Origin of the sequence: Bacillus sp. FSL L8-0099 (assembly GCF_038006385.1) — a bacterium.
In the GTDB taxonomy this organism is placed as follows: domain Bacteria; phylum Bacillota; class Bacilli; order Bacillales; family Bacillaceae_G; genus Bacillus_A; species Bacillus_A toyonensis.
In genome coordinates this window covers 1-12,799 of record NZ_JBBOVC010000005.1, presented here as the reverse complement: position 1 = coordinate 12,799, position 12,799 = coordinate 1, and the positions used below count along the sequence as shown (strand labels likewise).

The window sequence follows — 12,799 nt, the reverse complement described above, 5'->3', positions numbered from 1 at the left end:
TTTTACGCAAAAAGGAGCGATTTATCTATGAAACACTGGGGATTAACTTGTATGAAAATGGTGAATATCAGTATTTTTCTTTGCATTGGGTGTTTAGGATGGATGAACATAATTATTCTTTTCATACAAAGAGAATGGGCGACAGATTTATTAGGATGGATTGGTTTAGGATTACTTATCTGGTATACACTCATTCTTCTAACTCTTCAAATTATCCATAGTGAGTTATGTTGTCGTATAGAAGATAGAGCGAAACTAGCCTTTTTCATTTGGTTTGTAGGAATCGGTCATTTTGGATTACTACAATTTATACAAGACCAGCAATCTACTGTTTTAACGCTACTATTTCATGTTTTTGCGATTATACCCATTCTTTTGGCCTTAATATATGGGCTGATTGTTCGAAAGTATTTCAATCAATCTTGATACATGTTGCAAAGGGGGAGGGATGATATGAGACCAGAAATAAAAGAAGTCGTAGACAAAACGATACAAGAAGATATTGCGCAAGAACAAAAAAAGAAAAAGAAAAAGAAATCCTGGTTACTGACACTTCTTTTTGGAAGTTCTACTTTCACAATAGGATTGTTCGTCTGTATTGGATTTCTTTTATTTATCGTTTTGGCGCAAGGCATTGGCAAAAAAGAAGAGGAAGCGCCAGCAACCATCCCAAGTAATGGAATGACGGTTTGTCGGCCAGGCGGAAAAACAGTGGCACCAGAAGAATTACAACCCCACCTGGGCGGCGTTTTTACAGGGAAAGCACAAGCCTTTTTAAATGCAGGAACACAAAACCAAATCGATCCCGTTTTACTAGCGGCCATTGCAAGATTGGAAACGGGTAACGGTACATCTAATGCAGTAAAGAACTATAACAACCCAGGCGGCCTCATGGACCCTAGCAGTTCACAAATGAAAGGGTTTATGAAGTTTGCCACTTTGGATGAAGGAATCAACGCTATGGCGCGAAACTTATATAAAAACTATATCGGTATGGGGATTACAACAATAGAAGCAATTGGAGCGAAATATGCACCACCAGGAGCCGCAAATGATCCGCATGGCACAAATGGTTTATGGCCAGTATTAGTAACCAAATTTGTGGCACAAATGGGCGGACTTACTTTTAATTGTGAAGCGGGAAAGCCAGGCGGTGTTGTAGATACGGGATCAGCAAGCTCACAAGGGTTTATTCGTCCAATCGCTCAAACAACGATTACAAGCCCATTTGGACCACGCTGGGGCACCATTCACAAAGGTATTGATTATTCTTGCCAGGACGGTGTCACCCCAATTGCCGCGTCGAAAGGTGGCGTTGTAGAGTGGGCGAAATTTGGCGCTTCCGGTTCGGGTTTTGGCGGCTATGGAAATGTAGTTGTCATTAATCATGGGAATGGATATTGGAGTTTATACGGTCATATGTCGTCCATTACTGTACAGGAAGGACAAAACATTGGAGTTGGTCAACAGGTGGGAGTTTGCGGAAGAACAGGGCAGGTAACAGGGCCACATCTTCACTTTGAGATCAAAACATCTTTGACGTTTGGTCAAGTCGACCCAGCACCGTATTTGCCGAAATAAGCGGAAAGAAAGGGAGGAATAGGGATGAAACAGGGAATCGTTGGTTTAGTCATACTTGTACTGGTGGGTATCAGTGTATGGTTATGGAATCAAAATCGCACTTTACAGCATAAAGTCGAGCAAACGGAAAAGAAATGGACGGAACAAGTAAAAGAGCTAAAAACAGAGAATCGAGCATTGGAAAAGCGCGTGACAGTTTTAACAGAAAATACCCAAGATAAAGGGCAAGAAGTAGCAAAACAGTTTGTAGAGCTGTTAATACAGAATGATAACAAGCAAAAAGAAAAGCCAGGATTTGAGAAGATCAAAGAAATGATAACAGGGGAAGCAAGAAACAAATTATTAAACGCGCCAGAGGATGCACATAACCATATAGAAGATGATGGCTCTATGCATATTCAAACGAAAGCAAAGATAACAGATATGTACTACATCAAAACCGCTGATAATAAAGCGGATGTAACGGTTAAATATGATTATCTTGTAACGATAGATGGAACTGAACAACAAGAAAAACACACAATGAAATTAAATTTATTATTAGAGGGTGAGAAATGGTTTGTAGAAAATTATGAGTTTCAAATCAATACAGGAATTGAAGGACCATAGAGAAAGGAATGAGGGGAGTTGATAAAACAAAATGTATTGCATCATATTGGGTATGAAGTATTACAAGAAACGTTTGTATTAATTCGAAATGTATTTTCCTATTCAGAAGAAGACGAATACAGCATGACGTATGTACGAGACATTGTAGATGCTTTGCATAATATCCCGCATTCGATTCAGAAACAACATGATAAATTCTTAGAATTTGAGTTCAAACTGTTAGAAGAAACATTAATGCAAATGGACTTTGGAAAGGTTGCCGCGCAAAACATTCCCTATTTTAAAATGTATGCAGCACGTGTACAGCAATTGTTACAGAAGCGCTATAAAGAGGTGTAATCGAATGGAAATGGGGCGATAAAGAATGATCGTATTGGGAATTGGGCTGTCAGTTTTGCTGATAGCCTTTTTATTTATCCAGGTATATCCGTTCCAGGAACAAAAGTTAGAACAGAGAAAATATGATGAATATGGAATCTGGATCATTATTTGTACAGGGGTATGTCTCTATGTTTCGCACCATTTTTTACAGGAAAACACATGGCAATGGGGATTAAAAATCATAGGTGCAACTTTTTTTACAGGTTTTTCAATTGGATGTGTTGGAAAACAAAGTATATATGATTTTCAACATAAAAAGTTTCCCTTTCAGAAAAAATGACGTTTCAGATTCGTTTGTAATTGATTTTAAATAAACTGTTAATATATTTGGTATCGAATGAGATTATGCTCTTTATTCGGTCTTTCAAGTGGATTAAATGAGTTTTTAGAGAAAAAGGGGTGTAGGAATGCTTTTTTTAAAGGTTATTGCATATATTTTGCTAAGTATAGGAGTTTGTACGCTTATTTTGGCAGGAATAGCCGTGATTGTAAAGAAACAAATGATAATCGCAAATATAAACCTAGTATTGGCCATGTATTATTTTTGTTCGGGAAGTCTTCTGTATTTGTGCACGTTATGGGAAACACAAGATATTTTCCTACAAGCTTTTTTGATTTTTATTGTGGGAATTGCGATCATCCGATTAAGAAAGAGCTGGTATGTACCGCAAATGCGTACCTATCTTCAAAAACAACAGGAGCAAGCTACAAATAAGAATGATCTGTGAGGAAATACAGGGAAAAAGGAGTGGAGAAATCTTGATACATCAATATGAATTGAATTTTTCAGTGATGTATAGTGGCAAGGTAACAGACTCACAATCTACGATTATTTCAGCAAGTTCTTTAGAGGAAGCAAATGAAAAATTACAATCAGAAGTAAAGCGGCGATTAGGAAAGTGTAGTATAAAAGTGAAAGCGGCCAGTTTATGTGTTTCAGAGGATAGTCGGTATAGAGTTGGATTAAAATAAAAGGGAGAGCCTCGTTTATCACGAGGCTCTCCCTTTTATTTAAAATCCTCCATTGTCTGTATTGAATTTTTTAGATTGTCCCTTAAATTTTTACATCTTTAACAAAGGGAATAAAAAATATTTTTTAGGAAAACTTATGAAAAAACAATATGAAAAAGGGGAGTGTAAAAATATGGGATTTATTGAAATAATCATTGCTGCTGTTAATGCTTATTTAGAAAGGGAGAAAGCAAAAGAAGATGAACAACGCTCAATGGAAATTATTAATGCAATAAACAGACATGTTATTGAAAATCGTCAAACAATTCAAGAGGCACTAAAAGACTTTAAAATAGATGAGCTTACGGGATTATACTTAGGGCAAGTGGAAAATTTTAAAGAATATGAGCCAATAGATGCCCATAAAGATTTATTAATGAACATTGCTTATGATTTAAATGAAGAAGTCTTTGGCCCATTAATTCACTTATATGATGAGGAAAATAATGTTGAAAGAGTTAGAAAAATAGTTCGCCTAATGATACTCGTTGTTAATTTACGTGCATTGGTTTTATCTGAATTAAAATTTAGGCATGGAGATAATCGAGATGATCACGTTTTAGAGCAGCTAAGATATGTAAGGTTGTGTTGCACTTGGTTAATTAACAATCAACATAGTCGAAACTACTTACCGTTGTTTGAAGCATGGGATCATTGTGAATCAAACCCTCCAATTGATACTGTTTGTCTACCTACTGGGGAAACTGATCCTTGGAAAATTCCTACGACTTGTTGTACATCACAATTTGAGCCATATAAAGTACAACGTGATATATTGGACGAAGATAAAAAACAAAGAGATGAAATTGATGAAGCTATTAGGCATTTAGAGGGAACTGTATTCCTGTGGAATTGGAATATGATAAAATCTAGTTACAAACCTAAAGAGCATAAATAAGAGTGAAAATGAAGATAAATTAGCTTTAAATGTAATGTACTAGCTTGAATGCATTTATGTATTGGCATTTTTGTTCGTATTTTGTATACTAAACGTGAGTTTTTCTTACAGTAGGCAATCTTTCAGTTTCTATGAAACGCAACTAATCTGTTAATTATGTATGGTGTCAAACAAGCTCTTATGTCAATGGATATAAGAGCTTGTTTGCATGTGTATCACTCTTTTATGTACAATAAAAGAAAAACATCTTATGAGATGGGGAGAGGAAAACCCATGTCCAATCAACAATTAGTGAATTTACGCATTGATTTTGCTTTTAAACAATTATTTGGTACAAGTGGAAATGAAGATATTCTTATTGCGTTTTTAAACGCTATGTTGCAAGGTTCTTTAGAATCTCCTATTGTTTCTTTGCAATTAGAAGACCCACACTTGCACCGAGAACATGAAGAAGATAAATTATCAATTTTAGATATTTCTGCTACATTAGATACAGGTACAAAGGTAAATGTCGAAATACAGTTGAATAACAATCATGACATGATTAAGAGAAGTTTATATTACTGGGGAAGGCTATACACATCCCAACTTCAAAAGGGGATGCCATACAGCTCTCTTCATAAAACAATTACGATCAATTTGTTAAATTTCGTTATGTTTCCTGAATACGAGGCATTCCATACAACCGGAATCCTATGGAATCAGCAACAACAGAAGGTATTAAGTAGTGATATTGAAGTTCACATCGTAGAGATTCCAAAACTCATGCAACAGTGGAGGAATGAACAAGTAAATCCCTGGGAAGATTCATTTGTTCGTTGGTTGTTATTACTACCAGCGAATGAGGACGAACAATTAACCCAAACATTGGAGGATATTGCGATGAACCAAGACCCAATTTTACAAAAAGCGATGAATAAATGGGAACGTATGAGTCAAGATTCTTCTTTCCGACAAGCATATGAAGCAAGGGAGAAAGCGTTGATGGATGAAGCTGCAAAGTTTGCTCATGCTCGTAATGAAGGGAAAAAAGAAGGAATTCAAGAAGGGATTCAAGAAGGGGTACAGCAAGGGAAAATACAAATGATTAAAGGTATGCATGAACTTGGTGTACCAATTGAAACGATTGCAAAAGCAAGTAAATTAAGCATAGAAGAAGTTGAGCTTATTTTGAAAGGAAATTCATAATAAACAACTAAGATAGTAAAAGAGCCACAATCCCCAATGGCTGGGATTGTGGCTCTTTTTTTACGATGCAAGAAGAAGACACAAGAGAAAAAATCAGTGACAAGATATTACACATAGAAGAGACTTGTCACTGTTACGTTCTCTGTAAGAGTATAGCATAAAATGATTTTGATAAGGGATAGCAAAGCGCAAACTTGTTGCATGATTTATAGTGAATAAAGTACAAAAAAACAATTCTTGTAAGGTAGTTTTTCTCACGATTCAATCAAACGAGAGTTCTCTAAATCGTTCCATTCTAAAAGCTTAGTTAGTATGTCTTCCTTTTGTTTTTTTAAATGTTCCATTTTATCTTGGATAATTTTTTCGGTTTGTTTCCATTCTGTGGAGTGCTTTAGAGTATCATCAAATTTAGCCAATTGTGACACGTTCATATAATCTGAATACTTAGAGTTATTCCATATATGCTCTTGTTGTAACTTGAAAATTGGCGCTAATTCGAGAGTATCTACATTTGCTACGTGCTGATTATATTCTGTAAATAGTAGATGTTTAACTAAGGATAAATTTTTATGCTTTGGATTATTAAGACCATTATTGAGTAATCGATATTTTTGTTCTTTTATAAGTGCATAATATTCATCATTTGTTGTATTTTTTACTTTCTCTAAAGAAATATGGTCTGTAATTTTAATTGATTCATTGTTCATAGACATTCTGTATTCGAAGGTATGGAAATGACAATCGCCATGTATATGAGCTTGGAGAGCATTGATGTTAGAGTTGTGAACTAAATCAATTAATACATTACCTGTTCCGTTCCCTTTTTTTATCGTACGAAAGGCGAAGATGAATCCATAAATATAATCGTTTTGATAGTCAATCCCTACAAAATCATATCGGTATCTCGGACTTAAATCTAAAGCCCTGTCATATTCTAGCCCTATTGTTAAATCGTACATAGCAACCTCCTATAAATAATTTTTTACCCTTATTAGAACCATTGTATCAATTAGGAATTGTAATTGACTAATTTTATATAGGGGGCAACCAGCATTCTACGAATTTTGTATGCTAAAGTTATATATGTTTTTTTATCAGTTGAATTTGAAAAATGTCATTATCCGTAATACCAAGCGCCCTCATTTCCTCTTTAAAAGAGCGCCAGGGTTCCACTTTTATGGATTTTGTACTTTTATTCCGCAATGTATATTCTCTTATATAATATGATGTTTGTTTTTTATTATTTTTCATTGTAATTCCACCTATGTATTAATAATAGAACATTTTACCAAAGGGGTGTATATTTTAATTATACAAATACTAGAAATTTGATTAGGAAAGAAGTTGATATTTTATGCCAAATTGTGATTGGGGTAGCCCCTGTGATTGTTCGGACTGTAGAACAAAACGATTTCCTGTAGTATGTACTCATTGCGGTTTTGAAAATATACTTAGAGTAGTGGGAAGCTCTGAATATAAGATGGGTAGAAAAGGACTAGGAGATTATGAATTTACCCATCCAGGAGGAACAAAAGATTTAAGTTGTTATCATTGTTCAACGGTCATACCAGGAGTTCGCTACTATGATGATTATGATGAAGAAGCTTGTAAAAATAGTTTAGAGCTTTATCAAAATAAATTAAATGGTCGTATTTGTAGTGCTTGTAATGCAATAGAAGGTGATCTCAAAGGTATTTCTTTTGTTACATTAAAAAAATTACATAATAAACTTTACTGTCAAAATTGTATAGTGGAAGTTGGTAAAAATCAAATTCCCGATCCTTCAAATGAAAATGAAAAATACAACTTCAATGGAAATACTTTAAAGTGGGAATTAGATAAAGTACGTATCGAATGTCCTTCTTGTCATAAAAAAAGGTGGCTAAATGCCGAAAATCGTTGGAGAAAGCAATGTAAGCCCTGTTATTATGCTAAATCATAAATTAAATTTAAGGGAAGCACCTTACTATGAAAAAAGGTGTTTCCCTTTAGTTTGTACCTTATGTTTTATAGACTTGTTTCGATAATAATTGTGTATTTGCTAATCACTTCAAATGAAAAGTAGAGTGTCTATAGTGATAATTATTAAGGATTTTATTAATGAAATCTCCCCTGTTATTATTCTTCTCTTTTTCTTGCTGTTGGAATGAATTAAAACGTTGTGATGCGTTCTCCATTGTATGTAATGAAGGAAATAAGCCTTTTGCTAATTCCATTGGTTTTGGCTCCTTTCTAAGGTATCTTACTTATAATATAACAGAACTAACTAAAAATTCTGAAAATATAAATTATTTTTACGTAATGTATTTGGCTCCTTTTTTCTTCTCTCTTTATTAATATAGCACTTCGAACAATAAATCTCGGGTTTGGAAGGTCTCTCACCAAAAAAAGAAAAGATTTACGAATTTATTTTTTACAAATTATGAAGGGGGATAAACTTAGTTTTACTTTTTATAGATTACTAATATGGAGATTTTATTGCGGGCTAGAGTAGGAACCCTGTCGATAGGTAGCTAATAAGAGACAGGAATTAGGAATGGTGTTAATATATATTTAATAAATCATATATAAACAAACGAGATAGGGGCTGATGTGTATTGAATAAAGATGCTTTATTAAAAGAGTTAGCCACAAATGGATATAATGTTGGCTTTGGAGCAAAGAAACACTTTGCTACCTATGATATTGTCGAAAAAATTCCCGTTATCATATCCGTTATAACCTTCATGGTAGGGCTTGGACAGCTAGCCTATCCTAATGCTCCTTATGCTCAATTTATTTCCTTAATTTTAGTTATTATCAGCGCATTTGCTTTTTATATTTCGCCTTATAGTCAGGATAAAGAGAAGTATGAAGAAGCTGGTGTTAAGACTACAAAATTATTCAATCAATTAAGAGCATTGTATTGGAAAGTCCAAATTTCCTCAGCAGATAATTTTCAAGAAGAAGAAACTCAGATGAGGGAAATCATGAATGAATTTTACGCAGTTAGTATGTCAAAACAAATTTATGGGAGCGATTGGTTTGCACACTACAAGTTTTTTTGTCAAATGCAGATTGATTGGATAGATGAGCAAAAAAAATTTAAATGGTACAAAGATAAAATACCTAAATCACTTGTATTTTCCATTTTAATGTATATAGTAATATTCCTACTTTTAAAAATAGCATTTACAGGGGGACTTTGATGTTATCAGATTCATTCTCAGAATATGTAGAAGGTTTGGAAGTAGATAATTTAGAGGATATTGATAAGAAGTATAAACGGATAACAAAAAAATTAAATCAGTCGTTTTGGGATTTAGAAAGTGATGAAGAACATGCACATAAAGTCGGATCACTAGGAAGAGGCACTGCTATTAAAGGTATCAGCGACCTAGATATGTTATTCATCCTTCCTGATGCATTGTATACGCAATATAATAATCATGAGGGGAATGGTCAATCTAAGTTATTACAACGAGTAAAAGAAGTAATAAGGGCAACATATCCTAGAACCATTGTCCGTGGCGATGGACAAGTTGTAGTTGTTAGTTTTTCTAACTATCAAATAGAAGTTTGCCCTTGCTTTTCAGAAAATGATGGCAGTTTTACGTATCCTGATTCCAATAACGGTGGGAAATGGAAAAAAACAGACCCGATTCCAGAAATTAGAGAGAGTCTTGCTATGACAGTAGATACGGATACGCATTACCGTTATATATGCAATATGATGCGCGCTTGGAAAAATGAAGCGGGTTTCAAATTCGGGGGATTGTTAATTGATACTTTAGTATATGACTTTTTTGAAGAATACGCAGACTATAAAGAATGCAGTTTTGAAGATTATTTGCCGATACTTAAGGACTTGTTTGCTTACTTAAAGAATCAGAGTGAGACTAGAAAGTATTGGCTTGCATTGGGAAGTAATCAACAAGTATATGACAAAAAGAAAACTTTTATTAAAAAGGCAAAGAAAGCTCATGGCAAGTTAGAATCATTATCAGAAGAAAGTGAAGAAATATATGATATTCTCCAAGAGTTATTTGGTCAAGGATTTCCAGCTCCTGAAGGAGTACAAGAGGTTACCAAGAGTGCATTTGCATCTTACGAATACAGTAAGACTGAGCAATTCATTGAGAAGTTGTTCCCTGTAGATATTCGATATAGTTTATCGATAAATGCTAATGTATTACAGGATGGTTTTCGTGAGGGGAGTTTATCAGAATTTATAATGAAGCGATTCCCTCTCAAGACAAAAAAGCAATTAAAATTCTATATTGAACAAAATGAAGTAGCTGAGCTTGAATTACCTTACACAGTTTACTGGAAAGTACGGAATGTTGGAATAGAAGCCGTTAAAAGAAACATGATTCGCGGGGAAATCTCTCAAGATACAGGAAACGAGCAAATAACAGAAACTACAGATTTTAGAGGTAGCCATTATGTTGATTGTTATATTATTCATAATGAAGCTTGTGTAGCTAAAGATAGAATTAAGGTGCCCATTGCTATTGCTTAAAAAGATATTACAAATAGATAAAGTTCTTTAAGATAGTGAAATGAAAATGAAAAAAGTCAAATGCCTACAGCTCAGCTGTAGGCATTTGTTTTGAAAATATGTTAGTCGTCGTAGGAGTGTCTCAAAAAGTAAAGTTTTTGGGACTTATTTTATATACAATACGTTATGCTGTAATCCAAAAGGTTAGGGGTATTCCCAAAATTAATTTCAGAATTGAATAAGAAAATATATGCATCGGTTTCAAAAGGTACACCTTTTAGAGCATATTTAATATTTGTAAATCGAAAATGAGTTTTACAAAAGATGCAAAATGTTAAACCTATAAAACCCATTGATATCAGTATGTATGCATGAGATCAATGGGTTTTTATTTGGATATTTAATGGTGTATTTTACAAATTATAAAAAGATATAAACTTAGTTTTACTTTTTAAATGTAATGTACTATCTTGAATACATTTATGTATTTGCATTTTTGTTCGTATCTTGTATACTAAACGTGAGTTTTTCTTACAGTAGGCAATCTTTCAGTTTCTATGAAACACAACTAATCTGTTAATTATGTATGGTGTCAAACAAGCTCTTATGTCAATGGATATAAGAGCTTGTTTGCATGTGTATCCCTCTTTTATGTGCAATGAAAGAAAAACATCTTATGAGATGGGGAGAGGAAAACCCATGTCCAACCAACAATTAGTGAATTTACGCATTGATTTTGCTTTTAAACAATTATTTGGTACAAGTGGAAATGAGGATATTCTAATTGCGTTTTTAAATGCTATGTTACAAGGTTCTTTAGAATCCCCTATTGTTTCCTTGCAATTAGAAGACCCACACTTGCATCGAGAACATGAAGAAGATAAATTATCAATCTTAGATATTTCCGCAACATTAGACACGGGAACAAAAGTAAATGTGGAAATACAGCTAAATAATAATCATGATATGATTAAGAGAAGTTTATATTACTGGGGAAGATTATACACATCCCAGCTTCAAAAGGGAATGTCATATAGTTCTCTTCATAAAACAATTACGATTAATTTGTTAAATTTCATTATGTTTCCTGAATATGAGACATTCCATACAACAGGAATCTTTTGGAATCAACAACAACAGAAGGTATTAAGTGATGATATAGAAATTCACATTGTGGAGATTCCAAAACTCATGCAACAGTGGCGTAATGAACAAATAAATCCCTGGGAAGATTCGTTTGTTCGTTGGTTATTACTACTTCCAGCGAATGAAGATGAACAATTAACCCAAACATTGGAGGATATTGCGATGAACCAAGACCCAATTTTACAAAAAGCAATGAATAAATGGGAACGTATGAGTCAAGATTCTTCTTTTCGACAAGCGTACGAAGCAAGGGAAAAAGTTCTTATGGATGAAGCGGCAAAGTTTGCTTATGCAGAACAAAAAGGGATTGAAAAGGGCATTGAAAAAGGGAAAATGCAGCTTATTCGTGGTATGCACAAAAATGGAATGCCAATAGAAGATATTGCAAAGTTTACGAATTTACGTATTGAAGAAATACAAGAAATTTTACAATCATAAATAAATTAACAAATAACACCTACAGATATATCTGTAGGTGTTATTTGTTAATGACCGCCCCCGCCTGGAAGGTGATGACCACCAGCATTTCCATGTGTATATTTCCAACTTACGCCTGGTTCATTAATATAATAACCAGTGTTTCCATCTGCGTATTTATAACTTATATATTTCATTTGAATTCCTCCCTTTTTGTTAATACTTACATAGTCGCTCAGAGCAAAATAAAGCCTATTTGTTATATAATGGAATCAAGCCGTAATCAATATGGTTTCCCCGTTATGAATAATGAGATAATTTATGTGTCCCGTGTATTTGCTTTTCTTTTTGTATTTAGAGTGAAAATTTTTAAATATAGAAGCAATGATGAAATATGATATTAAGTTTTCTTCATTTTATAGACTTGTAAACAGTATGAAGAGGTAAAAAAAGGGAAACCTACCGAATAATTAATGGTGATTTAGGGGGTACCAAATGGAGCATAAAACAAAGGTAACAATTGGGGATTACGTTCAATTTTCATATCGTAAAAATCCTAATTTACAATTAATTGGATATTTAGTGAGTGTTCTACAGAATACAATTGTTGTAGATATTACAGAGATAATGGGAATTGAAGTAGATGATGTTATGCAAGTTGTAAAACACGGTTACTACAATAAAGTGTATCAAAGGAAAATAAAAAATAATGTTTCATAAAAAATGCTCCTAGATAAATCTAGGAGCATTTTTTTAGATGAAGTTACTGGATTTTTTAAGATGATGAATACCAGCTGCTAGATAGTAACATATTCATTTAGAAAAAGCACTATCATGGATTCTTTTTTCAACGATGCTTAATGTTTACAAAGCGAAAACGAATTTTATAAAGTATACAAAATGTTAAACTTAAAAAGCGAATCGTATCATGTACATGTACTAATACGGCTCATTTTTTTATAGTTATTTATGAGAATTCGGCTCATTTTTTTCGTTTTGGGGAACAATCAATTTCTTAATTTGATAGCGATGACACAAGAAATCCCCTATAGAATAGACTTTTTTAAGTGACTATTTTATAGGGGATA

Annotated in this window: 18 protein-coding genes; 14 read left to right on the top strand and 4 right to left on the bottom strand. The window is 33.6% G+C overall.

Annotated elements, in window-relative coordinates; genetic code table 11:
* Nucleotides 1–27 precede the first annotated feature (27 nt).
* From MHH42_RS31795 to MHH42_RS31755, 9 genes are all read left to right on the top strand, one after another.
* On the top strand, nucleotides 28–426 hold the full coding sequence (locus MHH42_RS31795) for a hypothetical protein (RefSeq protein WP_340895707.1): 399 nt from the start codon (nucleotides 28–30) through the stop codon (nucleotides 424–426).
* A gap of 27 nt (nucleotides 427–453) precedes the next feature.
* Entirely contained in the window at nucleotides 454–1,581 is a 1,128-nt protein-coding gene (locus MHH42_RS31790) for a peptidoglycan DD-metalloendopeptidase family protein (RefSeq protein WP_098643647.1), read from the top strand.
* A 24-nt stretch (nucleotides 1,582–1,605) separates the two neighbouring features.
* Nucleotides 1,606–2,190, top strand: a complete 585-nt coding sequence (locus MHH42_RS31785) for a hypothetical protein (protein WP_340895705.1) — start codon at nucleotides 1,606–1,608, stop codon at nucleotides 2,188–2,190.
* 18 nt (nucleotides 2,191–2,208) lie between these two features.
* On the top strand, nucleotides 2,209–2,529 hold the full coding sequence (locus MHH42_RS31780; protein WP_340895704.1) for a hypothetical protein: 321 nt from the start codon (nucleotides 2,209–2,211) through the stop codon (nucleotides 2,527–2,529).
* 25 nt (nucleotides 2,530–2,554) lie between these two features.
* Nucleotides 2,555–2,851, top strand: coding sequence for a hypothetical protein (locus MHH42_RS31775; protein ID WP_000636253.1), 297 nt, complete (start codon nucleotides 2,555–2,557; stop codon nucleotides 2,849–2,851).
* A 127-nt stretch (nucleotides 2,852–2,978) separates the two neighbouring features.
* Nucleotides 2,979–3,299 carry a hypothetical protein gene (locus tag MHH42_RS31770; RefSeq protein WP_340895703.1) on the top strand — a complete coding sequence of 107 codons (321 nt, stop codon included), beginning with the start codon at nucleotides 2,979–2,981 and terminating at the stop codon, nucleotides 3,297–3,299.
* A gap of 31 nt (nucleotides 3,300–3,330) precedes the next feature.
* The gene (locus MHH42_RS31765) at nucleotides 3,331–3,543 is read left to right on the top strand and encodes a hypothetical protein (RefSeq protein WP_098326394.1); all 213 of its coding nucleotides are present in this window, start codon (nucleotides 3,331–3,333) and stop codon (nucleotides 3,541–3,543) included.
* A gap of 136 nt (nucleotides 3,544–3,679) precedes the next feature.
* Nucleotides 3,680–4,480, top strand: a complete 801-nt coding sequence (locus tag MHH42_RS31760) for a hypothetical protein (protein ID WP_340895702.1) — start codon at nucleotides 3,680–3,682, stop codon at nucleotides 4,478–4,480.
* 273 nt (nucleotides 4,481–4,753) lie between these two features.
* A complete protein-coding gene (locus MHH42_RS31755) occupies nucleotides 4,754–5,668 on the top strand; it encodes an Rpn family recombination-promoting nuclease/putative transposase (protein WP_016123842.1) in 915 nt (304 codons plus the stop codon).
* 254 nt (nucleotides 5,669–5,922) lie between these two features.
* Here the strand turns inward: MHH42_RS31755 and MHH42_RS31750 are convergent, their stop codons facing one another.
* Nucleotides 5,923–6,627: a hypothetical protein gene (locus MHH42_RS31750; RefSeq protein WP_098859146.1), complete on the bottom strand. Its 705-nt coding sequence runs from the start codon at nucleotides 6,625–6,627 to the stop codon at nucleotides 5,923–5,925.
* 118 nt (nucleotides 6,628–6,745) lie between these two features.
* The gene (locus MHH42_RS31745; RefSeq protein ID WP_186375737.1) at nucleotides 6,746–6,919 is read right to left on the bottom strand and encodes a hypothetical protein; all 174 of its coding nucleotides are present in this window, start codon (nucleotides 6,917–6,919) and stop codon (nucleotides 6,746–6,748) included.
* 229 nt (nucleotides 6,920–7,148) lie between these two features.
* Here MHH42_RS31745 and MHH42_RS31740 point away from each other — a divergent pair, with 229 nt between their 5' ends.
* The gene (locus MHH42_RS31740; protein ID WP_245916739.1) at nucleotides 7,149–7,610 is read left to right on the top strand and encodes a hypothetical protein; all 462 of its coding nucleotides are present in this window, start codon (nucleotides 7,149–7,151) and stop codon (nucleotides 7,608–7,610) included.
* Nucleotides 7,611–7,713: 103 nt separating this feature from the next.
* Here MHH42_RS31740 and MHH42_RS31735 read toward each other — a convergent pair whose 3' ends face one another.
* Nucleotides 7,714–7,884: a hypothetical protein gene (locus tag MHH42_RS31735; protein ID WP_340895696.1), complete on the bottom strand. Its 171-nt coding sequence runs from the start codon at nucleotides 7,882–7,884 to the stop codon at nucleotides 7,714–7,716.
* A gap of 381 nt (nucleotides 7,885–8,265) precedes the next feature.
* Here MHH42_RS31735 and MHH42_RS31730 point away from each other — a divergent pair, with 381 nt between their 5' ends.
* The 3 genes from MHH42_RS31730 to MHH42_RS31720 all read left to right on the top strand — a co-directional run bounded on the left by MHH42_RS31730 (nucleotide 8,266) and on the right by MHH42_RS31720 (nucleotide 11,732).
* Nucleotides 8,266–8,856 (top strand): SLATT domain-containing protein, encoded by a 591-nt coding sequence (locus MHH42_RS31730; protein WP_098828160.1) that lies wholly within the window; start codon nucleotides 8,266–8,268, stop codon nucleotides 8,854–8,856.
* Nucleotides 8,856–10,169, top strand: a complete 1,314-nt coding sequence (locus MHH42_RS31725; RefSeq protein ID WP_340895693.1) for an SMODS domain-containing nucleotidyltransferase — start codon at nucleotides 8,856–8,858, stop codon at nucleotides 10,167–10,169. The genes MHH42_RS31730 and MHH42_RS31725 overlap by 1 nt, the downstream gene beginning before the upstream one ends.
* Nucleotides 10,170–10,847: 678 nt before the next feature.
* The gene (locus MHH42_RS31720) at nucleotides 10,848–11,732 is read left to right on the top strand and encodes an Rpn family recombination-promoting nuclease/putative transposase (protein ID WP_340895690.1); all 885 of its coding nucleotides are present in this window, start codon (nucleotides 10,848–10,850) and stop codon (nucleotides 11,730–11,732) included.
* Between the two features lie 47 nt (nucleotides 11,733–11,779).
* Here the strand turns inward: MHH42_RS31720 and MHH42_RS31715 are convergent, their stop codons facing one another.
* Nucleotides 11,780–11,908 carry a hypothetical protein gene (locus tag MHH42_RS31715; protein WP_340895688.1) on the bottom strand — a complete coding sequence of 43 codons (129 nt, stop codon included), beginning with the start codon at nucleotides 11,906–11,908 and terminating at the stop codon, nucleotides 11,780–11,782.
* A gap of 298 nt (nucleotides 11,909–12,206) precedes the next feature.
* Between MHH42_RS31715 and MHH42_RS31710 the strand changes: the two genes are divergently transcribed.
* Entirely contained in the window at nucleotides 12,207–12,431 is a 225-nt protein-coding gene (locus MHH42_RS31710) for a DUF2187 domain-containing protein (protein ID WP_340895687.1), read from the top strand.
* Nucleotides 12,432–12,799: the final 368 nt, after the last annotated feature.

What these genes read in the sequence shown, in the direction of transcription:
- MHH42_RS31795 (WP_340895707.1), top strand. Translation starts at nt 28, where the DNA reads ATGAAACACTGGGGATTAACTTGTATGAAAATGGTGAATATCAGTATT.
- MHH42_RS31790 (WP_098643647.1), top strand. Translation starts at nt 454, where the DNA reads ATGAGACCAGAAATAAAAGAAGTCGTAGACAAAACGATACAAGAAGAT.
- MHH42_RS31785 (WP_340895705.1), top strand. Translation starts at nt 1,606, where the DNA reads ATGAAACAGGGAATCGTTGGTTTAGTCATACTTGTACTGGTGGGTATC.
- MHH42_RS31775 (WP_000636253.1), top strand. Translation starts at nt 2,555, where the DNA reads ATGATCGTATTGGGAATTGGGCTGTCAGTTTTGCTGATAGCCTTTTTA.
- MHH42_RS31770 (WP_340895703.1), top strand. Translation starts at nt 2,979, where the DNA reads ATGCTTTTTTTAAAGGTTATTGCATATATTTTGCTAAGTATAGGAGTT.
- MHH42_RS31760 (WP_340895702.1), top strand. Translation starts at nt 3,680, where the DNA reads ATGAAAAAACAATATGAAAAAGGGGAGTGTAAAAATATGGGATTTATT.
- MHH42_RS31755 (WP_016123842.1), top strand. Translation starts at nt 4,754, where the DNA reads ATGTCCAATCAACAATTAGTGAATTTACGCATTGATTTTGCTTTTAAA.
- MHH42_RS31750 (WP_098859146.1), bottom strand. Translation starts at nt 6,627, where the DNA reads ATGTACGATTTAACAATAGGGCTAGAATATGACAGGGCTTTAGATTTA.
- MHH42_RS31745 (WP_186375737.1), bottom strand. Translation starts at nt 6,919, where the DNA reads ATGAAAAATAATAAAAAACAAACATCATATTATATAAGAGAATATACA.
- MHH42_RS31740 (WP_245916739.1), top strand. Translation starts at nt 7,149, where the DNA reads ATGGGTAGAAAAGGACTAGGAGATTATGAATTTACCCATCCAGGAGGA.
- MHH42_RS31735 (WP_340895696.1), bottom strand. Translation starts at nt 7,884, where the DNA reads ATGGAATTAGCAAAAGGCTTATTTCCTTCATTACATACAATGGAGAAC.
- MHH42_RS31725 (WP_340895693.1), top strand. Translation starts at nt 8,856, where the DNA reads ATGTTATCAGATTCATTCTCAGAATATGTAGAAGGTTTGGAAGTAGAT.
- MHH42_RS31720 (WP_340895690.1), top strand. Translation starts at nt 10,848, where the DNA reads ATGTCCAACCAACAATTAGTGAATTTACGCATTGATTTTGCTTTTAAA.
- MHH42_RS31715 (WP_340895688.1), bottom strand. Translation starts at nt 11,908, where the DNA reads ATGAAATATATAAGTTATAAATACGCAGATGGAAACACTGGTTATTAT.
- MHH42_RS31710 (WP_340895687.1), top strand. Translation starts at nt 12,207, where the DNA reads ATGGAGCATAAAACAAAGGTAACAATTGGGGATTACGTTCAATTTTCA.